This is a genomic window from Streptococcus sp. A34 (genome assembly GCF_043674115.1).
Taxonomy (GTDB): domain Bacteria; phylum Bacillota; class Bacilli; order Lactobacillales; family Streptococcaceae; genus Streptococcus; species Streptococcus suis_V.
Window position 1 is genome coordinate 1 of sequence record NZ_JBIMJM010000036.1, and the last position, 19,558, is coordinate 19,558.

18 protein-coding genes are annotated in these 19,558 nt (G+C 44.4%); all 18 read right to left on the bottom strand.

The window, feature by feature from the left end; all coding sequences use genetic code 11:
- Window positions 1-270: 270 nt before the first annotated feature.
- A complete protein-coding gene (locus tag ACHBGV_RS08585) occupies window positions 271-1,353 on the bottom strand; it encodes a hypothetical protein (RefSeq protein WP_105128634.1) in 1,083 nt (360 codons plus the stop codon).
- Window positions 1,344-2,576, bottom strand: a complete 1,233-nt coding sequence (locus ACHBGV_RS08590) for a hypothetical protein (protein WP_394736126.1) — start codon at window positions 2,574-2,576, stop codon at window positions 1,344-1,346. Before ACHBGV_RS08590 ends, ACHBGV_RS08585 begins: the two co-directional genes overlap by 10 nt.
- A 2-nt stretch (window positions 2,577-2,578) precedes the next feature.
- Window positions 2,579-3,481, bottom strand: coding sequence for an ABC transporter ATP-binding protein (locus tag ACHBGV_RS08595; RefSeq protein WP_256778280.1), 903 nt, complete (start codon window positions 3,479-3,481; stop codon window positions 2,579-2,581).
- A 165-nt stretch (window positions 3,482-3,646) separates the two neighbouring features.
- On the bottom strand, window positions 3,647-4,219 hold the full coding sequence (gene nrdG, locus ACHBGV_RS08600) for an anaerobic ribonucleoside-triphosphate reductase activating protein (RefSeq protein ID WP_394736127.1): 573 nt from the start codon (window positions 4,217-4,219) through the stop codon (window positions 3,647-3,649).
- Between the two features lie 15 nt (window positions 4,220-4,234).
- The gene (locus tag ACHBGV_RS08605; protein ID WP_394736135.1) at window positions 4,235-4,726 is read right to left on the bottom strand and encodes a GNAT family N-acetyltransferase; all 492 of its coding nucleotides are present in this window, start codon (window positions 4,724-4,726) and stop codon (window positions 4,235-4,237) included.
- Window positions 4,695-5,660: a Gfo/Idh/MocA family protein gene (locus tag ACHBGV_RS08610; protein ID WP_394736128.1), complete on the bottom strand. Its 966-nt coding sequence runs from the start codon at window positions 5,658-5,660 to the stop codon at window positions 4,695-4,697. Before ACHBGV_RS08610 ends, ACHBGV_RS08605 begins: the two co-directional genes overlap by 32 nt.
- A gap of 12 nt (window positions 5,661-5,672) precedes the next feature.
- A complete protein-coding gene (locus tag ACHBGV_RS08615; RefSeq protein WP_394736129.1) occupies window positions 5,673-7,010 on the bottom strand; it encodes a bifunctional metallophosphatase/5'-nucleotidase in 1,338 nt (445 codons plus the stop codon).
- Between the two features lies 1 nt (window position 7,011).
- Complete coding sequence (locus ACHBGV_RS08620; RefSeq protein ID WP_105101018.1) at window positions 7,012-7,146, bottom strand: hypothetical protein; 135 nt, start codon at window positions 7,144-7,146, stop codon at window positions 7,012-7,014.
- Window positions 7,147-7,250: 104 nt separating this feature from the next.
- Window positions 7,251-9,422: an anaerobic ribonucleoside-triphosphate reductase gene (gene nrdD, locus ACHBGV_RS08625; protein WP_394736130.1), complete on the bottom strand. Its 2,172-nt coding sequence runs from the start codon at window positions 9,420-9,422 to the stop codon at window positions 7,251-7,253.
- A gap of 137 nt (window positions 9,423-9,559) precedes the next feature.
- Window positions 9,560-11,110 (bottom strand): quinol oxidase, encoded by a 1,551-nt coding sequence (locus ACHBGV_RS08630; RefSeq protein ID WP_394736131.1) that lies wholly within the window; start codon window positions 11,108-11,110, stop codon window positions 9,560-9,562.
- 52 nt (window positions 11,111-11,162) lie between these two features.
- Window positions 11,163-11,387 carry a hypothetical protein gene (locus ACHBGV_RS08635; RefSeq protein WP_125266400.1) on the bottom strand — a complete coding sequence of 75 codons (225 nt, stop codon included), beginning with the start codon at window positions 11,385-11,387 and terminating at the stop codon, window positions 11,163-11,165.
- 2 nt (window positions 11,388-11,389) lie between these two features.
- Window positions 11,390-12,658, bottom strand: a complete 1,269-nt coding sequence (locus ACHBGV_RS08640; protein ID WP_394736132.1) for a bifunctional folylpolyglutamate synthase/dihydrofolate synthase — start codon at window positions 12,656-12,658, stop codon at window positions 11,390-11,392.
- Between the two features lie 264 nt (window positions 12,659-12,922).
- The gene (locus tag ACHBGV_RS08645) at window positions 12,923-13,831 is read right to left on the bottom strand and encodes a helix-turn-helix domain-containing protein (protein ID WP_172009721.1); all 909 of its coding nucleotides are present in this window, start codon (window positions 13,829-13,831) and stop codon (window positions 12,923-12,925) included.
- A 119-nt stretch (window positions 13,832-13,950) separates the two neighbouring features.
- A complete protein-coding gene (locus tag ACHBGV_RS08650; RefSeq protein WP_172059537.1) occupies window positions 13,951-14,559 on the bottom strand; it encodes an HAD-IA family hydrolase in 609 nt (202 codons plus the stop codon).
- Between the two features lies 1 nt (window position 14,560).
- Window positions 14,561-15,307 (bottom strand): GNAT family N-acetyltransferase, encoded by a 747-nt coding sequence (locus tag ACHBGV_RS08655; RefSeq protein WP_394736133.1) that lies wholly within the window; start codon window positions 15,305-15,307, stop codon window positions 14,561-14,563.
- A complete protein-coding gene (ruvB, locus tag ACHBGV_RS08660) occupies window positions 15,307-16,308 on the bottom strand; it encodes a Holliday junction branch migration DNA helicase RuvB (protein ID WP_125064767.1) in 1,002 nt (333 codons plus the stop codon). Before ruvB ends, ACHBGV_RS08655 begins: the two co-directional genes overlap by 1 nt.
- A 195-nt stretch (window positions 16,309-16,503) precedes the next feature.
- Window positions 16,504-17,772, bottom strand: coding sequence for a MerR family transcriptional regulator (locus tag ACHBGV_RS08665; RefSeq protein WP_394736134.1), 1,269 nt, complete (start codon window positions 17,770-17,772; stop codon window positions 16,504-16,506).
- Window positions 17,773-18,049: 277 nt separating this feature from the next.
- Window positions 18,050-19,342 (bottom strand): adenylosuccinate lyase, encoded by a 1,293-nt coding sequence (gene purB / locus ACHBGV_RS08670; RefSeq protein WP_105111644.1) that lies wholly within the window; start codon window positions 19,340-19,342, stop codon window positions 18,050-18,052.
- Window positions 19,343-19,558: the final 216 nt, after the last annotated feature.

Consider the following 19,558-nt stretch of genomic DNA (forward strand, 5'->3'; position numbering starts at 1 on the left):
TCTGGCAAAAAGACCGACTATCAGACCAATAAACAGAAAAAGACAAACGCCTCTTAAGTGTTTGTCTTCAATCTGAAGCCTTGTACTACAAGGCTTTTTGTGTGTCCAGAAAATGATTTGGTCATCTTTGGTCAAAAAAATACCAGCTGCCTAGGCAAAGAGGACAACTGGTTTATATTGTTTGCTTTTAACTCAAATTATCTGGGAGATCGCTGGAGGTTAGAAACAGTGCAGTCAAAATACTCCCGCTAGAATAGCCTAGACGCTATACTAGTTTGGAAAGAGGAATGACCTAACCGACAAATATTCTCTCCCTATAAGCAAAACAAGAGTCGTTATCAAAAGAATTACAAGGCTTAGCCACATATTTGTATCCGACTGTAAAATCGGCAAGGGAAACATGTGGAACAAGGGTGACCAAAAGTGTTTATTCCATATGGACAGTAGTGAAATAGCATAAATTAGAATGGTAGTCACCGTACTATCTTTCATCCACCCGATTAAATAATCTTGTAAAATATAAATCAGTAAACAAGATAGAAATGGAAATAAGAGATAGGTGATAGAAAGTTCAGCCATGGACAATAATACTTGTCCTTCGGTCCTCATTTGATAGACGGGATAGGTAAACAGATTGGTCTTAGCTATGAAAATGGAGTACAGCCCAGCATACAAAAAAATTAAGGATGTCGGAAATAGATAAAACAATACGATTGTGTAAGGGAGTTCTATAAGAACTTCTCTTTTTCTCGTGACAGGAAGAATTTCCAACAAAGTATAATGAGCATATTTTCTCTGAAAATAGGAGCCAGTCAATAAAGTAAAAATCAGCAGACTGCCCCCATAACCCAAAAAGATCAAGAGCTTTTCAAAGAAGGGACCATAGAGCTTATAAATTGTATAATCTTGATGACGCTTAACAAGAAATTGCACCACCATAAATTCTTGCTCTACATATTTCTTATCTGGCAAATATTCTTGATAATATTCTGGAAATAGTTGTTCATACTCCTCCAGTAATGTCATGCGCTCTTCAAAGATTGGGACTAATTTTTCAACCGAATCATTTGAAACATATACCATATCTTCTTGGGCATAATTTTGAAAAATACGGTTGGTTTGTTTTCTTATTTCTTCCTTTCTTTCAGCAGTCAGCTCCGTGTCGCTTTTATAAATGGTCACTAAACTATCCATTACTTTGAATTGGCGATCAACTAAGTCTCGAGGACTTGGACTTGGGAAAAAAAGACTATAGCCTACAAATAGCAAAAATAAGAAGCCGATTGATAACATTGCCTTTAAAATAAAATTTTTTGAACACAAGAAATTCCAATCTATCTTTGTTATCCCCATATTCTCCCTCTTTCCTGTCGAAACCTTTCCCTTACAAGAACACTAAGATACATCATTGTAAATAGAACAAGCGTCCAAAAAGATAGAACAATCCATCCTTTTTCAACCGAAAAATCTCCTCTATAGAAAAAATAATCTTTCACACCATGTAAGACTGGACCAAAACTAATGTAATAACTAGGGAGAAGATCTTGCCCCAAAAAGTTTATCTGCAAAAAACGCAAAAGTGGTTCTAAAAATAGGACAAGTCCACTTAGACAGACCGTCAGGGGCTTGTTGGAGAAAATCTTATTGCAAGAAGCCAAACATGTAATCAGAAAAAAATTGATTAAAAGGAAAAATAGAACTGCTTTTCCATAAAACTCCATTGAAGAAATCTGCACTTCTTCTTGCCCCACGAAGGTCAAAATGTCTAGCGTCCAATCGCCAGCTCCAAACCTGCTACTGATAGCAAAAAGAATGATGGCTAGCAAGAAGATTTCAAAACCGCTGATCAGCAACCAGTAACTAATGATTTTATCCAATAAATACTTCAAGTGACTAAGCGGTTTTACTTCCAAGAGGCTCTCATGTTGCTTATCATCTAAAAAAATGGGACTTGAAAACAAAAGTGTCAGCAGGAAAAATAGGGGCAGATACAAAACCTCAGGGCCTGCGTGACCCAACCAGCGATAAAATTGCCCTCTGGCAGTAATACCAACAAGTTCATTGATTGTAACCTCCTTGGTAGAAGCTAGCATTCCTTCGAAAATGGCCACTCTTTGCCTAGCAAAATTGCTGTTTAAAGTAGATCGCTTAACATCATCAAAGGCCATATTTGTTCCATAATGAAGTGCAGGAAATTGACTTTCCGTTATATTGTAGCCTCTCACCTTCTGGAGGGAGAAATATAATTTCCAGCTATTGACTGCTTCTTGTAGATAACTGACATACTGTCCCTTTGCAAAATACTCTGCCTTTTGTACCACCATACTATCTAACTGGATTTCTCTTGCATGTTTTTCTTGCAAGGACGCATCATAGGTCCTTTTCATCCACTCTATATCTTCTTGCGCATATTCACTCTGTCTAGCTACATCTTCAGCATACTGAATCGACTGATTTTCCAAAGAGCTAAAAAGGAACAAGATCAACATTGGCAAGCAGAGAAGCATTCCGATAGCCTGCATCTTCAATAAACGATTGTTGATGATGAGCAGGAATTGTGTTTTCAAAGTCCGCACCACTAGCCTCCCTCCTCCTCGGTCCCATATAATTCCTTATATATGAGATAACTACCTTTTCGACCGACCTTTATCTCTCTCACATCATCTAGGTTGCGAATTGCCCAATCCAAAAAATCAGAAAGACTTCCCCCCAGCTCATCCAGTTGAATAGTGGCTTGACATTCCTCATTATTCACACAAGTAAAGTGCGGCTTTAAGGCTAAAAATTCCTGCACTACATTTTTAGATGAAAAGGAAAGCAATACGGTTTCCAAAGCCTGCTCCTGGGGGTGGTAGACAACTGAAAAATGACCATCCTTGATAAAGTAAATACTGTCAGCAATACTGTCTAAATTATCTAACAAGTGAGAAGCAATAAGCATGGTCTTTCCCTGGGCCCGCAAGTCTTTCAATAAACTTGAAATCATTTCTACATTGTCTGGGTCCAAACCATTCATGACTTCATCTAAGAGCATGTAGCTAGCCTGAGTCACTACTACCAAAGCAAAACACAAGCGCTGACGCATTCCCAATGAATAGGTCCCAACTTTTTTATGAATATAGGTCCCCATATTTAAGACCGTCACTATTTCTTGTGGATAAGTGACATCTACTCCCCACATGGCAGCGTAAAATTCCAAGTGCTGTAAGCCAGTTAGTTCGTCGTACAAATCTGCCTGGTCAGGCATTTTTACAATTTGTTGACGCATATATTGCTTGTCCTTTTGATAGCTCTTTCCATGATAGTTCACTTCTATCCCTGATCCAGTAATATGCCCAGAAATAATTCGAACCAAGGTTGACTTCCCTGTCCCGTTAGGTGCAACCAGACCGATGATTTTCGAGGACGGGACTTCCATATGAATATCTTTGAAAATGAGCTTTTTACCGTAAGAAAACTGGTCAATTTTCACCACTAACATAGATTGCCCCACTTTCTCAATATAATATATTTTGAATATTATTATAATCTTTTTTACGGAAAGGCAAGTAAAAAGAGGCAACTACCTCCCTAGAACTATGCTTTTATTTACCTTAATTTTGCTACTCACTCCAAGTATCTGGGAAATAAATGAAATGAATACCCATCATTTCTCCAACCTCTCCCAGATAACCACCTGTCCTTGTTTGAGGGACTGCTGCACATCAATGATGCGTTGGTTGGAAGAGCCTCGGAACTGCAACATAAGATTGCGTTTGCTTTTGTCATAGCGGCCATCTACGAGAATGTCCAACTGGCTGAGCAGCTCCAGTTTGTCTGGCGTTTCCAGCATCAATTCTTCCCATGTATAGCCTGTCCAGGACCAAATATCCTTGTCTGGCAATTCCGTCCGAACCCGCTTGACAAGAGGGAGGACGGTTCCTGTATTAAGAAAAGGCTCACCACCCAAGAGGGTCAGGCCCTGCACATAGGGCTGGGCCAGGTCTGCTAAAATGCGGTCTTCCAGTTCCTTGGTGTAGGGAATGCCGGCCTTGAAGGACCAGGTGGCGACGTTGTAACAACCAGGACAGTGAAAGAGGCAGCCGCTGACATAGAGGGAGCACCGCACGCCTTCGCCGTCCACAAAGTTAAAGGCCTTGTAGTCCATAATCCGTCCCTGACTGAGCTCCTCGCTCTTCCACTCGCCTGGTTTGGGATTATTCCAGGTCTGTTCCGTCATAGCTGCCTCCTTCTTTTAGCCAATCCAGTAACGTTCTACTCCATCGCGGATGTCTTCTAGGCTACCACCACAAGCCACAATCGTGCGACGACTGGCTTGATTGTCTGTCGAGCAGGTCACGAGGACTTTAGAAATGTTTTTGGTTGCAGCTTCCTGCAAACCCAGTCGCAGTTGTTCCTTGGCATAGCCCTTTCCTCGCTGGCTAGGGCGGATAGAATAGCCAATGTGTCCACCAATGTTGAGCAGATAATCACTGAGACGCAGGCGTAGACTGAGAAAACCGACTGCTTGCCCAGCATCATCAAAGGAGACATACTGGATAGAAGGGACAAAGCCCTCTGGCAAATTCAGTCCCATTTCCCAGTCCTGACCTTGCTGCAACCAGCTTTCAAAGTCAAAATTCGCAAAGAGATTGCCTCCGTCTGTTGCGGACTCTTCTCGCTCAAATTCAGCAATCATATCCAAAATCGTTTCTTTATCTACTAAGGTTGGTCGTCTTAAAGTCAATTTCGTTTGGGATGGTGACATGTAATTCTCCTATTCCTTTATCTGCGTATACAATTTGGTGACAGATCCAGTGGCTGAGCAGGCTCGAGCTTGGGCTGACTGGATTTTTCTTGCTTTCTAGGGCTTGGAAAAACTCTTCGACAATGCTTTCAAAGCCACGTTTGTAAAGAGTTGTGTCCCAAGAACCAAAGCCTTCTATGATTTCTTGGTTGGCGGTAAAGGTGCGCAATTCTTCTAAGTTTTTAACCTGATGGATCGCTTGCGGTGTCTGGACTTCCATGATTTCCCGACGGCTGCCCGACTGGAGATTCATGGATACGACCACAGAAGTTTGAGCGGTTTGAAGGGTCACATTGACCTGACTGAGTTTATTATTTTCCAGATAGTAGGCATAGGAACCTGACAGAGGCTGGTCATCCAGCAAGTAAAGGGCCGTATCCAGTGGGTGGATAAAGAGGTCAAAGAGCTTGAATTGCAGGTCGCCTAAGCCATTGACTTCATTTTTCTCGACGACAATTCTCCGCTTGTTGGGCTTGGTTTTCAATTCTTGAACCTTGGGAGCAAAGCGACGATTGAAACCAGCCATGAGTAGGACTCCCTTGGACTGGGCTAATTTGTAAAGCTCTGCCGACTGGTAAAAATCCTCGGCTAGTGGCTTGTCCATGTAGACAGGAATGCCACGCTCCAAAAACAGCTCTGCCATTTTCACATGGGCCTGCGTCGCCACATGAATCATGACACCGTCCAAGTCTACCTCGGCCAAATCTTGTGCTGTCGCATAGGTCTGACTGCGGGGCAAACTGGCCGCAATGCTTGACAGAACTTCTTGATTGCGGGTGAACAAATGCCAGTCAATGCCTGACAAACTCCGCAGATAGGTCAGGTAGGCCTTTTGAAAAATACCTCCTAAACCGACGAGACCGATTTTTAGCATGGACATGTCCTCTTACTTTCCAAATCTTTTTCTTAAAAATTCACTCAAAATATCCACATCCAAGCCCAAATCTCGGATAATGATCGCCTTGTGGAAATCATCATAGTTATCCTTACCAGACCAGACAAAGGAGTTGGTCACAATCTGGTAGCTAGTATCCGGCTCAATCGCTCTGCCATTGACCAAAAAATCATCGCCTTGGCGAGAAATGCCATGAAGCTGCGGATGAAGACCGGTCGAGAGGCTGGACATCAAATCTTGACCCTTGATACTGACCAAGAGCACGCGCTTGGAGAAGGGCAAAACCTTGACCACATCGCTATAGTAAATCGGACCTGCGTTGAGCGACATCCGAATACCAAAACCATTGATGACCGCTCCGTCCGGCTGATAACCGAGAGCAACCGCCTGCTCAAAAAGGGCCTGCGTAATCAGAGGTGCCAGCGTAGACTGTCCCTGACGGATGTTCTCCCGCTCACCATCCAAGGTTTGAGGCAGGTTCGCAATAGAATGGGCAAAGCGAGCATTGCGCTCCGCCTGCATCCGCTCGATAAATTCCCGAATGATCGGTTCTTCTGTTGTCAGCTGCTCAATCTCCACCAAGTCATAGGACAGCACCTCATGACTGCCGTCCTCGTAGCAACGGAGCAGAAGATTGCCCAGAAAACGCCCATACTGGCCCGCTTGGAAAATGCTGACGCTACCGACCTGACTGGGTTCTTTCAAAATCGTATGGGTGTGACCACCGAAAATGACATTGATTTCCGGAAACTCCGCCGCCAGCTGAACATCTTGATCATAGCCCAAATGACTGAGCAAGACAATGTGCGCCTGCTTATCCATCTCAGACAAGGTCCGCTTGAGCGCCTGTCTGTGGTCCTCAAAGACCACATTGTCCGTCGGAGAAGCCACTTCCTCGGTCTCCAAGGTCGTTAAGCCCAAGACATAGAGCGGTCGACCCGCCATATCAAAGACCAACTTGTCTTTCAAGGGCACCAATTCGTCTGCATCGGCTGGATTGCGGTAGGAAATATTGGTGGAGACAATTGGAAAAGCCGCAAAGTCATCCAAGCGACTGAGCAACTCGTCTCCGTGGTCAAATTCGTGATTGCCCAGGGTCATGGCCTGACAACCAATGGCATTCATGAGCTGGATTTCCTTTACCCCACGGTACATATTGAAGAAAATATTCCCCGAAAAAAGGTCGCCACTGTCAAAGACAAAAGTCGGAATGTTTTTCGCCCGGTTTGTCTCCTTAATCTCAGCAATCAGCGCTGCCTTCTTGGGAAAATTCTCCATATAAGAATGCATATCATTGGTATGGAGAATGCTGATATCTGTAAAGTCCATACTATTTCTTCTTATTCTTGGCTTGCTTGAGCAATTCCTGCACACGCGCCTTCTTGTCCTGCTTCACATTGGAATTCTTCTCGTGATAACGCTGCACCAAGGCCTTGCCCTTATCATCTAGTTGGTATTTACCCATTGTTTTTTCTCCTTTTTTGAACATAGCAGAGCTATTAGATTTTCCCTCTATTATAACAAACTTCCGTAGTTCCTCAAAACCACGGAAGCCCTCATGTCCATTCTTTATAAACTAGACCCGTTCATGTGTTTGACGCGGGCGGAGATCTCTTTGTGTCGACCATTGACCATGGGACGGGCTTGAGGGTTGCCCAGATAACCACAGGTCCGTTTGACAACATCTACTAGTTTTGGATCGCTATTGCCACAGTTTGGACACTTGAACCCACGCTCAGTCGGCTCGAAGTCGCCTTCAAAACCGCAGGCATAACAATGGTCAATCGGCGTATTGGTCCCCAAATAACCGACACGGTCATAGGCATAGTCCCACACCGCCTCGAGAGCCTTGGGATTTTGCTGTAGAACAGGGTATTCGCAATAATGGATGAAGCCACCACTAGCACCCGCCTCCGGATAAACCTTTTCAAAATCCAGCTTTTCAAACGGCGTTGGATTTTTCCGCACATCATAATGGAAGGAATTTGTATAGTATTCCTTATCCGTAATGTCCTTGACCAACCCGAATTTCTCCGTATCCAAACGGCAGAAACGGTCTGTCAAACTTTCTGATGGGGTTGAGTAAACCGAAAAATGGTAGCCGTATTCGTCAGACCAGTCGCCAGCCAACTCCTTCATCCGCTTGATAATAGAAACCGTGAAGTCCTTGGCTTCAGGATTTCCTTCCCAGTCACCGCCGTAAAACACAGTCGCCACTTCGTAGAGACCGATATAGCCTAGAGAAACAGTCGCGCGACGGTTCTTAAAGACCTGATCAACAGCGTCCGTCTTGGCCAAACGTTTCCCAAAAGCTCCGTACTGATAGAGAATAGGCGCATTTGCCGGCGTCGCTTCCTTGACCCGCTCGACACGATAGACCAAGGCATCCTTGACAATAGCCATGCGTTCTGCAAAAATTTCCCAGAATTTTTCTTGACTACCCCCACTTTCAAGGGCAATCCGTGGTAGATTGACGGTCACCACACCCAAATTCATCCGACCGGAATTGATTTCAAGGCCATTTTCATCCTTCCAACCTTGCAAGAAAGAACGGCAACCCATAGGAACCTTGAAAGAACCCGTTAACTCAATAATCTTGTCATAGGACAGCATATCTGGATACATGCGCTTGGTTGCACATTCAATCGCCAGTTGCTTAATATCATAATTGGGCGAATCGGGCTCCAAATTTAGCCCGCGTTTGACAGTGAAAATCAATTTTGGAAAGATGGCTGTCCGTCCTTCGCGCCCCAAACCCTTGATACGGATGTTGAGAATCGCCTTCTGGATTTCCCGCTCAAACCAAGAAGTTCCTAAACCGAAACCAAGCGAAGTAAAGGGCGTTTGACCATTGGACGTAAAAAGCGTGTTAATTTCGTATTCCAAAGACTGCATAGCGTCATAAATATCCTTCTGGGTCTTGGCACGCGCATATTCTTCAGCCTTGTCTGGCAGCACCCATTCCTCCGCATCCTTCAAATGCTTTTGATAATTGAGCTCAGCATAAGGCGCCAACACCTCGTCAATACGGTCCGCCGAGCAGCCACCGTACTGGCTGGAAGCCACATTGGCAATAATTTGCGAAATCTGCGCCGTCGCTGTCTGGATGGACTTAGGACTTTCCACATCGGCATTTCCAATCTTAAACCCTTGCGCTAACATGCCCTTGAAATCAATCAGGCAGCAGTTGGTCATGGGCGTGTAAGGACTATAATCCAAATCGTGGTAATGAATGTCCCCCTTCTGGTGAGCGTTGGCAACGTGGGCTGGCAGGAGCTTGAGCCCGATAGATTTGCCAACAATCCCAGCCGTCAAATCACGTTGCGTATTAAAGACATCCGCATCCTTATTGGCGTTTTCATTGACGACAGACTGATCTTTGCTGAGCAATTTGTGGATTTCAAAGTTGATGTCCGTCGCTTGATGCCGGCGAAAATCGCGTTGCGTCCGGTACTGAATATAACGCTCTGCCAAGTCATAGAGGTGGGACTTGAGCAATTCCTGTTCGACAACCGTCTGGATTTCATAAATTTGCACATCCTTGGTAAAACGACGGGCAATTTCCTGCAGGGCCCCTGCCAAAACGACTGACAGACCCGCATCTGACACAGGATGGTCCAATTCTTGATTAGCCCGCTGCAAGGCAGAATAAATCTTTTCTTGTTCAAAAGCGACCGTTCGACCGTCACGCTTTAAGACCGCTAATTCTAATTCGGGTAAGATTGTTTCTTGCACTTTCATCTGGCTATCCTCCATTTTTCTCACTTCTTATAGTCTAGCACTTTGAATGACGGAAATCAATATATAGTGTACATTTTCAAAAATTTTCATTTTTTACACAAGATATAGATAAAAAGCAACTACTTTCATAGTCGCTTTCATTCTTTTTCTTGATATAGTTTGAAGTGATTGAAGCTGAGTTGGACAGGGACATAATTGTCTTCTAGGGTCGCTGAGACCTGTTCCAAGAGCGGAAGCTCCGTGTTGACCAAGATATACTTGGCTCTCCCTTGATTCAAATCATAGATTAAATTGTTTCGGTTGTCCTCCGTGTTAAGATAGGGTTGAGCTGTAATCAGATTAGCAGACGAGAACCGCTGACTTTCTAGATAGGCTTGTGCACTATTATCCCAGGCATAAATCGGATCATCACTGGTCGTGTTATCCCGGATATAGCGGGCTATTTCCTGCCTCTCCACACGGACCGGTTCTTCAAACAGATAGGCGTAGGTTGGTTGGAAAAACAGGGCTAGAAGCATCAAAATAGGCAGATAATAACTAGCTTTTAGATAGCTATAATCCTCATTCTCCTCCTCATCCAGCATCTCAAACTCTTCATCAGTTTCTGGACCATGCAAAGATGCTGCAGCTAGCACAAAACCATACGGAATCAAGGCCGTCAATTGACTCCATTCAAAATTTGGATTCCCAATCAGGAAAACCATTTGAACAAGAAAAGCCAGTAACATTATCAGCTTAATTTCTGTCTGTTGCCCCTTGCTAATAGATAATAGGGTTATCAAAATATGATTTAAAAATCCTGAAATCAGCAGGAACCCAAAAACCACAGCTAGGGTCATCAAAATGCCTTCATAGGTAAATTGTAGGCTAATATTGTAGAGAAAAGTCTGTTGAATTGCCATTCCCAGAATCTGCTCGATGAAGGTGTAATAGCCTACAGTGTAGACAACGAGAAGAAAACCAAATACAGCTGCTAAAAACTGATAAACACCTCTCGCCAACCTCTTGTTTCGACTATTGTACACAAATAAAACCAGGGGCGATACCAGCCATAAAATCAGACTTTTAGGGTAAATCATGAATACAATCGCCGCATCAATCCCGTAGAGAATGAAACCTTCGTCACTGACTGCATCATTTATATAGCGAATCAAAAACCAGATACTGGTCAGCACAAAAGGTAGAGCAAAGATGCTGGCATAGAGTCCACCCAAGTCCACCACCAGCAAGAAACAATAGAACCAAAAATTGATATGGTGGGCAACCCGCTGTGAACGACTAAAATATGTACTAATCTTATTGAGATAAATCCCTGCTATCAAGAGGGCGATGAACTGAAAAATCATCAAGCCAATGGTCGTATTGAACAGGGAACCAACAGCCAAGATTAGGTAATAGAGGACACCATTGGTTCCAAAAAAATACTCATAAGGCTTATGACCAGCCTGCATTGCCATGCCTGCATAGAGTGCCTGTGACTGCAAATTGGTCGCAAAGGAACTCAAAAGAGGATTGGCAACATTCAATACACTCAGAAATAAACTCCACAGTAGGGTCGGCCAAATAGGCACATCCGGCACATTCCGTATAAATTCATGGTAGGCTTGCTTTCTCCGTTGAGAACGATGCCTGCGGCCACCCCACAAACTTTTATCTCCCAAATCTACACTTGACTCTACTTCTGTCATAACTCACTCCTTGGATTTACTTTACTTATTATATCAAAAAGCCCGAGGCATGTCATTGACTTTCGGAAGTTGTTTGATCATTTCCTACCCTGTACCTTTCTCCGTCCAGCTCTTGTACTTGAACCATAGCCTCCAAGGGATAGCGGATGGTCCTATAGCTAATCTTGCTCCCATTCTGATTGGAAAACAGACTGGCATAGCGTTCAATCTGACGAAATGTATGGCGTTGGGCACGCTTGTACTCTATCAAAAATTCCTCATTATTTTTCTGTCTCATACCTATTTATTCGCAAAAAGCGGTCCAAAAACCACTGAGTTCAGATATTTTTTTCGGACTTCCGAGATGAAATAGAGGGAACCTGTGACAATCAGGATGCCCTGGTCTTGTTCCTGAAATTCCTGTATAAAGCCTTCATAATCAGCTACGTAGGTCAGCCCCTGACGCTGCTCCTCTTTCAAGGCTCCGTCGTAGGCAAAGCTGGTCAAGACAAGCTGGATACCTGGCAATATTTCCTCTAATAAATCCAGCATTTCCTGAAAATCCTTGCGCTGCAGGGCTGAAAATAAGAGGGTCACAGGCTGGTCCTGCATCTCAATGAACTCAATCAAGCGTTCCATGGCAGGAACGTTATGGGCACCGTCTAGGTATATCTTGGGGTTTTCGGCTATCAATTCCAAACGTCCTGCCCAGCTGGTTTGGGCTAGAGCCTGTCTGACCAAATCCGCAGAAACAGTTTGCCCAATTTGCTCCATGTAAAGCAAGAAACTCTGCAGGGCCAGGGCCGCATTTTCTTGCTGGTGCTGACCTGGGAGACCCAAGACTAATTCTGACAGCTGAAAACTTGGACTATTGAAAGTAGCTGCTTTAGAAGTAAATTCTTGACCCAGCTGGTAGATTGGAGCTTTTTTTTCAGCAGCAATTTGGCGAATTTGCTGGCTGATGTCGGCAGAAAATGGTCCCAAAACGACAGGCATCTCTGGCTTGATAATTCCTGCTTTCTGCTCTGCTATTTCTCCCAAAGTCGCGCCTAATAAATCCTGATGATCCAGACCTATGGAAGTGATGATGCTGAGGGCCGGGGAGACTACATTGGTCGTGTCCAGAAGGCCGCCGATGCCAACTTCGATAAGTGCCAGGTCAGGCTGCTGCTCGCGAAAATAGAGGAACATGATTAGAACCATGACCTCGAAATAGCGGAAGGGTTCATAAACCGTAGCAACCTCCTGCTCCAACTCATAGACCTGCTGGAGAAAGCGCTGAAAATCCTGGTCTGAAATCGGTGTCTGATCAATGCAAATCCTGTCGTGTACCGTGACCATGTGAGGGGAGACAAAACTGCCGACCCGCAGTCCGTGAGCCTGAAAGAGCTGGCGCATAAAGGCAATCGTTGAGCCCTTGCCATTGGTCCCCGCCACATGAATGACCGGCAAATCCAAGTGAGGCTTGCCCAACAAATCCAGGGCATAGGTGATTTTCTCTAGCTTGTAATGAAATAGCTGACCCTGCTTGCTATTGAGCCAGGTGTCTAATTTGTGAAAAGTTTGCATGTATTAAGTATAGCAAAAAACCAACAATTGCGTTGGTTTTTGACGGATATGATATTAGCCTTTCCACCACCAATCCCAGCCAGCTCCGAACGTTGTAAATACCTTAATAAAATTCATAATCTTTAGTCTCCTTTATTTTGATGAGACTATTATAAAATTTTATTGGGTCAGTAAACAGGACAAAAATGTCACTTGTTTTTTATAGTTCTCTCATCCCAACCTGCACCTCTTCTGCAGGTTGTCATAATGCTCTTCGTAAGCATCTTACACTTTTCCAGTGGAATCCCCTTTCCATGATTCTTCTAGTTTAGCCACCAAATGATCATCACCTATTAATTTCGCAAACATAACGGCCTCTTCGTACAGTTTTTGTGCCTCTTCACGGTCACTGTTGGTATATAGTACGTACTTCCACTTTAATAGATTCAGAATCGGTTTCTTTTGGAAATCGTGCGTCTGGACCATTATCTGGTCTAGAGTATCAAAAATAGGCGGAATATAGTCATAACACTCCTTAGTCCCAAGGATACCAATAGAAGCTAGCATCACATCACGCAAAATAAATAGCTCATTTGAATCTATAGCTTCTACCTGTACCGGAAAATGCTGGGTAATATCTAAAAAATGTTGAAATTTTGGCGAGGTCATGTCCTCATCCTGTAAATGCTCCAAATATAGCCGCACAATCAATAAATCATTGACAGTAAATTTATCTTTACGATGGACCTGCTCGAAATAATCATCTAAGATAGCTTTCCCAAAATGGACAGACTTTGTTTCATATATGTCAACAAAAGACTGAAAAGCATCAATTGCTATCTGCTCTTCCTCTGGCAGGTCGTCGTAATAGTCGTCATAAATTTCTTCCATCAGACGATTGCGTTTTTCTATCAAGTCCGTATTTTCATAGGTCGGTGTGCGGAGAACCTCAAACTTTAATTTCGAGTATCTATCTGGGAGCTTAACATAGTCTGGCATCAATTCATACAAGGTCATTCCCAAACGTGTAGCAATGTACTGGATTTTAGACAACGTGGGTTTTGAGCTGCCAGTCTCAATCCGAATCAATTGCCGGACTGAAAGTTCAACCTCATCACCACAAAACTGTTCGCGCGTCAAATTAATCTGCTCTCTCAGCTGGCGAATACGTTGCCCAAATTCCTTATCGTTCATATAATTCCCCTTTATTTATACTAAAATATGGTTAATTATACCAAATTTTTCAAGAAAAAAACAAACTTTCTTTTGTAAACTACGGTAGAAAGTTTATTTTTTATGTGAAATTTCTAAATTCATACTGACGGAACAATCTGCAATAAACTCTCGATTTTTATATTCCCTTCCACCCCGTCAATCTGCAAGTTTATACTGCCAATCCCTGCAGCCAGAGCGGTTTCCACGTCTAGCAGGCGGTCGCCAACATAGTAGGTGGTCGATTTATCTAAGTCATATTTTTCAATCAAATACAGCAAAGCCTCCGGGTCCGGCTTTCTGGCAAAACCCGAGTCGCTGGTCAGAATTTCCGTAAAATAATGGTCGACGCCCAAATCAGCCAGCACCTGAAAAGCATTGTCACTCTTGTGGGTGTAAATAAAGTTTTGAATGCCCTCCTGCACAGTCCATTCCAGCACCTCACGCGCGCCCTCCATCAACTGGATAGCCGTGTTCTTCTCACGGAGAGAGTTGGCTCGGGCTTGATTGAGCTGCGCCAAGTCCTTGCCATATTTCTGAGCATCTCGCGCCAGCAAATCCTTGACTGAATAAGTGAGAATAAAGGCATGAATTTCCTCGCGGTCAAAGGGAATATCAAATTGGGTATAGGTTTCTTCGATACCTGCTAGAATCGCCTGGTAGGAGTCTAGCAGGGTACCGTCTAAGTCCCAGATAAAAGTCGGTATCATCTTATCTCCATTCATATGCTCGATAGGGCTTGTCTAATTGGTAACCCAGCTTTTCAGCCAGTTTCAAGGATGTCAGGGTGTGGGCATCCCAGCTTGGATAGAGTCCGCGGTCTAAACAAGCTAAAATTAACTGAGCCGCACAGGCTTTTGCCAAACCCAGACCTCGATAGTCTTCCCTAGTATCTACTTCTATCTCAATCCCAGCTGAATAGCTGGCATAGGATGAAGCCCCTGAAACCACCTGTCCCTTATGCAAGATGACATAGCCCAGACCCAAGTCCAAAAATTGTTCCACATCTATATAATTTCCCACCAAATCCCGTGACCATTCCTCTACCAGACAAGCCTCGTACAGATTACGGTCAATCAGTTTCACATCAAAGCTTTCAGGCAAGTCATCAACCAGTTTCTGTAAATGCCCAAGGTCAAACTCAGTGTCCTTTTTCGTAGCGTATCGAGTAAAAAAACGAACTCTGTCTCCGTAAGCTTCTTCTATCAAGTCTGACCAGGCTTGGTTTTGGGGGACTAGAATAATATCTTTACCTTCGCAGATTTTTAGCAAGTCTCGATGTGGCTGGCCAGCTAAAAAACCAAAGAAGCTCTGCCGTCCATAGAGAGCTAGAGCTGACTGGGGCAACTGGCTGTCATCAACATAAATGTCTCCCTTGACACCTTCTAAACAGGTCCAGATAATCGTCTCAGGCCAGTCTCCAAATAAACGAGCTACTTGTCTCATCTGCTCTGCCATTATTTTTCCGTATAGGGATAACCCAGGTGCTCGTAAGCCTTGGCTGTCGCAACCCGCCCTGTCCGCGTCCGCATGAGGAAGCCCTGCTGAATCAGGTAGGGTTCGTACATATCCTCCACCGTTTCACGCTCCTCGGCAATATTGACCGATAGAGTGTTGAGGCCGACAGGACCGCCACCGTACATTTCAATCATGGTACGGAGAATCTTTTGGTCCACATAGTCCAGCCCCTCTCGGTCCACGTCCAGCATGGTCAGGGCCTTGTCCGTAATGCTATCGTCAATCAGACCGTCGCCCATAATCTGTGCGAAATCCCGCACCCGCTTGAGCAGGCGGTTGGCGATACGGGGAGTTCCACGAGACCGACGAGCCAGCTCAATAGCAGCTTCATGAGTAATCTCCATGTCAAAGATATCCGCCGTCCGCTCGACAATCTCCGTCAAATCAGCCAGTTGGTAGTACTCCATGTGACCGGTAATCCCAAATCGAGCCCGCAGAGGATTGGACAGCATGCCTGCACGAGTGGTCGCTCCAATCAGGGTAAAAGGTGGCAACTCCAAATGCACGGAGCGGCTGGCCTCCCCTGCTCCAATCATAATGTCGATGTAGAAGTCTTCCATAGCAGAATAGAGAATCTCCTCAACCGCCATGGGCATACGGTGGATTTCATCGATAAAGAGGACATCGCCAGGCTCCAAGTCGTTGAGAAGGGCCACCAAGTCACCTGCTTTTTCAATAACAGGACCACTGGTCTGCTTAATGTTGACCCCCAGTTCGTTGGCGATAACAAAAGCCATGGTGGTCTTCCCCAGACCCGGAGGGCCAAACAGAAGCGTATGATCCAAGGCTTCATCACGGAGTTTGGCTGCCTCGATAAAGATTTTGAGCTGGTCCTTGACCTTGTCCTGACCGATGTATTCATTTAATTTCTGCGGACGCAGGGTACGCTCAACGTACTCCTCGTCCTGCATTTGTTCCATGTCTAAAATTCGATTTGTCATGAAACCATTATAGCACAAAATGAAAATACCAGACTCAGTGAGTCCAGTATTCTCAGGAGATTATATGATACCTAGCTCTTGTCGCTTGCGACTTAGAGCTAGGGACACCTTTAGTTGAAAAGAAATGTTTCGCTATTTCTAGCTTGGATAAAGTATAACTCGTCAAACTTAAGAGAAACTAAAACAAAATTCATTTTATTTATTTTCCACTATTCGCAAAAATCGCTCTAGATAGTGCGAATCTAAATCGTTGTACTGACTGCCTTCTGTTGAACTTTCTTTGGGAATGCCCAAATTCATCAGTCGCCGATCAAACTCCTCTAACTCGATATAGGTATCGTCAGGGATCAAGTTCTGATTAACAGTTGGTTGCATAAACACAATCTTTTTTCCATCCAGTTGAATTTGATAGCTGAATTCCCCTTGCCTTTCAGACCTGTTCACTGTCACTAGCTTGGTCCCAAAGCCTGTCCAGACAGACTTGACATCGCTGTAAAGATATTCCTTGGACGGAGCCAGCAGATTGATGTCGATAATCTGGTCTTTGGTCACGGCTGTTGTGGTAGAAATCAGCAGAGCGGTCAATAGGATACAAGAACCTGCCAGACCCAGGCCATATTTCCAAGATAATTTCACCAGCCTCGCCAGTTTGCCCAAAAGAAAAGCAAGAAAAGCCATGATAAACAATATAGCAATCTTGCCCAGACCAGTCGAATACTCATAGAAGAGCCAATCGCTTGGTAGGAAAAATCTTTCGGTCAACCAGCCGACAAGGAAAAAGTAGGCAATCCCACCTACAAGGGAGATGAGACCAACCGGAATCCACCAGGCCTGACTACGATTCTTCTGGCGGATCTTGTCCCGATGTTTCCACCAGGTTACAAGGTAGTCTCGCCAGAGAAGCGTTATCCAAGCGGTTGCTAGCAAGGAAACCACTGCTAGTAGGAAAAGATTTTCCTGACGACCTTGTTGGATTCGGGTAAACAGCCAGAGGATGGGGCCTGATGCCATCAAAGTCTGCAAGAGAGTCATCCAAATACTTGGCAACAAGGCATTTTCTAAATCTTGTTTGAAGTCTTGAAATTCCCCACTTTCCACAAAAGCAATGGATACCTGTGCTTCTTCCAACCAATCATCTTTCTTGCCCAAATCCCTGACCACCTGGTCCAACAAATCAACCTTGTCTGTCAATTCTTCTGCTCGCTGATTGATTCCCCGCTTTTTCTCACGCAAGGCTGACTGCAAGTCCTCCTCTGGCAAGGCTAGGAGGGCCGTAATCTCTGCTAGGGAAAACTCAAAATAGCGGAGCAACTTGATCAAGCGAAGCTGTCGCACATTTTCCTCCGAATAATCACGGTAATCGTTGAGCGGGTTTCTCGCCACTTCAATCAAGCCCTTTTCTTCATACAGCCGAATCGCCTTGGTTGACAAGCCTGTCAACTTCTCCACATCTTTGACCTGCATAAACAACCTCCATCTGTTTTGATAGTCCTAGCATACACCATTCCCCTAGGGATGAGTCAAGGATTTTTTGATTTTTTATACAAAAACAGTCAGCTAATTCTTGCCGACTGTTTTCTGGAGATTATATGATACCTAGCTCTTGTCGCTTGCGACTTAGAGCTAGGGACACCTTTAGGTGAAAAGAAATTTCGCTATTTCTAGCTTGAATAGAGTATAACTCGTCAAACTTAAGGAAAACTAAAAAATTCTCTGGAAAATCCAAAGAATTTTGATTTTTTTATAATCCAAGTCGTTCAAAGATGTCATCTACCCGCTTAGCATAGTAGTCTGGGTTGAAGAGTTCATCGATTTCTTCCTGGCTGAGTTTAGCTGTCACACGCTCATCTGCTTCAAGTAGAGGTTTAAAGTCCACTTGATTGTCCCATGACTGTGCGGTTTTGGGTTGCACCAAATCATAGGCTTCCTCACGGGTCATGCCTTTCTCAATCAAGCTGAGCATGACACGCTGGCTGTAAATCAAGCCAAAAGTTGACTCCATATTGCGTTTCATATTTTCAGGGAAGACCGTCAAGTTCTTGACGATATTACCAAAACGGTTGAGCATATAGTTGATGAGGATAGTCGTATCCGGCGTGATAATCCGCTCCGCTGACGAGTGGGAAATATCGCGTTCGTGCCAGAGAGCCACATTCTCAAAAGCGGTCACCAAGTGTCCACGCACCACACGAGCCAGACCAGTCATATTTTCAGAGCCGATCGGGTTGCGTTTATGAGGCATAGCAGAGCTGCCCTTTTGGCCTTTGGCGAAATACTCTTCGACTTCGCGTTGTTCAGATTTTTGTAGCCCACGGATTTCTGTCGCCATACGCTCGATAGACGTTGCAATCAGGGCTAGGGCTGAGAAATATTCTGCGTGGAGGTCACGAGGAAGGACCTGGGTAGAAATTTCCTGCGGACGAATGCCCAATTTGCCACAAACATACTCTTCCACAAATGGAGGGATGTTGGCAAAGTTTCCAACCGCACCTGAAATTTTACCAGCTTCAACGCCCTTGGCCGCCACATCAAAACGCTCCATGTTGCGTTTCATTTCGCTATACCAAGTCGCCAATTTCAGACCGAAAGTCGTTGGCTCCGCATGGACACCGTGGGTCCGACCCATCATGATGGTGTACTTGTGCTCACGCGCCTTGTCAGCGATGATATTGGTAAAGTTTTCAAGGTCACGACGAATAATGTCGTTGGCCTGCTTGTAGAGGTAGCCGTAAGCCGTATCCACCACGTCGGTCGATGTCAGACCGTAGTGGACCCACTTGCGTTCCTCGCCAAGACTTTCCGAAACCGCACGCGTGAAAGCCACCACATCGTGACGAGTTTCCTCTTCAATCTCTAAAATGCGGTCGATGTCAAAAGTCGCCTTCTCACGAATCAAGGCCACATCCTCTTTGGGAATCTCACCCAACTCAGCCCAGGCCTCATCTGCGAGAATTTCCACCTCCAACCAAGCCTTGTACTTGTTCTCTTCACTCCAAATAGCCGCCATCTCTGGGCGTGTGTAACGTTCGATCATGTTGTGTTTCCTTTTTCCTATCTATTTATTTTTTAGATATACTTTTTAACTACATCTCTCAAAATGATAACTTTGTTAATTACTTCGTCAATTAAATCGTTGTAATTGTCATGGCTCTCAAAATCCAGACCTTTTATATAATTTAAATTGTCAAATTAAGTTAGACTTTTTATATAACTCAGAAAAACTTGGTAAGGTGTTTGATAATTCAAAGAC

Bases quoted from the DNA above. Each gene is read 5' to 3' on its own strand.
- ACHBGV_RS08585 (WP_105128634.1), bottom strand. From the start codon at position 1,353: ATGGGGATAACAAAGATAGATTGGAATTTCTTGTGTTCAAAAAATTTT.
- ACHBGV_RS08595 (WP_256778280.1), bottom strand. From the start codon at position 3,481: ATGTTAGTGGTGAAAATTGACCAGTTTTCTTACGGTAAAAAGCTCATT.
- nrdG (WP_394736127.1), bottom strand. From the start codon at position 4,219: ATGACGGAACAGACCTGGAATAATCCCAAACCAGGCGAGTGGAAGAGC.
- ACHBGV_RS08610 (WP_394736128.1), bottom strand. From the start codon at position 5,660: ATGCTAAAAATCGGTCTCGTCGGTTTAGGAGGTATTTTTCAAAAGGCC.
- ACHBGV_RS08615 (WP_394736129.1), bottom strand. From the start codon at position 7,010: ATGGACTTTACAGATATCAGCATTCTCCATACCAATGATATGCATTCT.
- ACHBGV_RS08620 (WP_105101018.1), bottom strand. From the start codon at position 7,146: ATGGGTAAATACCAACTAGATGATAAGGGCAAGGCCTTGGTGCAGCGT.
- nrdD (WP_394736130.1), bottom strand. From the start codon at position 9,422: ATGAAAGTGCAAGAAACAATCTTACCCGAATTAGAATTAGCGGTCTTA.
- ACHBGV_RS08630 (WP_394736131.1), bottom strand. From the start codon at position 11,110: ATGACAGAAGTAGAGTCAAGTGTAGATTTGGGAGATAAAAGTTTGTGG.
- ACHBGV_RS08635 (WP_125266400.1), bottom strand. From the start codon at position 11,387: ATGAGACAGAAAAATAATGAGGAATTTTTGATAGAGTACAAGCGTGCC.
- ACHBGV_RS08640 (WP_394736132.1), bottom strand. From the start codon at position 12,658: ATGCAAACTTTTCACAAATTAGACACCTGGCTCAATAGCAAGCAGGGT.
- ACHBGV_RS08645 (WP_172009721.1), bottom strand. From the start codon at position 13,831: ATGAACGATAAGGAATTTGGGCAACGTATTCGCCAGCTGAGAGAGCAG.
- ACHBGV_RS08650 (WP_172059537.1), bottom strand. From the start codon at position 14,559: ATGATACCGACTTTTATCTGGGACTTAGACGGTACCCTGCTAGACTCC.
- ACHBGV_RS08655 (WP_394736133.1), bottom strand. From the start codon at position 15,307: ATGGCAGAGCAGATGAGACAAGTAGCTCGTTTATTTGGAGACTGGCCT.
- ruvB (WP_125064767.1), bottom strand. From the start codon at position 16,308: ATGACAAATCGAATTTTAGACATGGAACAAATGCAGGACGAGGAGTAC.
- ACHBGV_RS08665 (WP_394736134.1), bottom strand. From the start codon at position 17,772: ATGCAGGTCAAAGATGTGGAGAAGTTGACAGGCTTGTCAACCAAGGCG.
- purB (WP_105111644.1), bottom strand. From the start codon at position 19,342: ATGATCGAACGTTACACACGCCCAGAGATGGCGGCTATTTGGAGTGAA.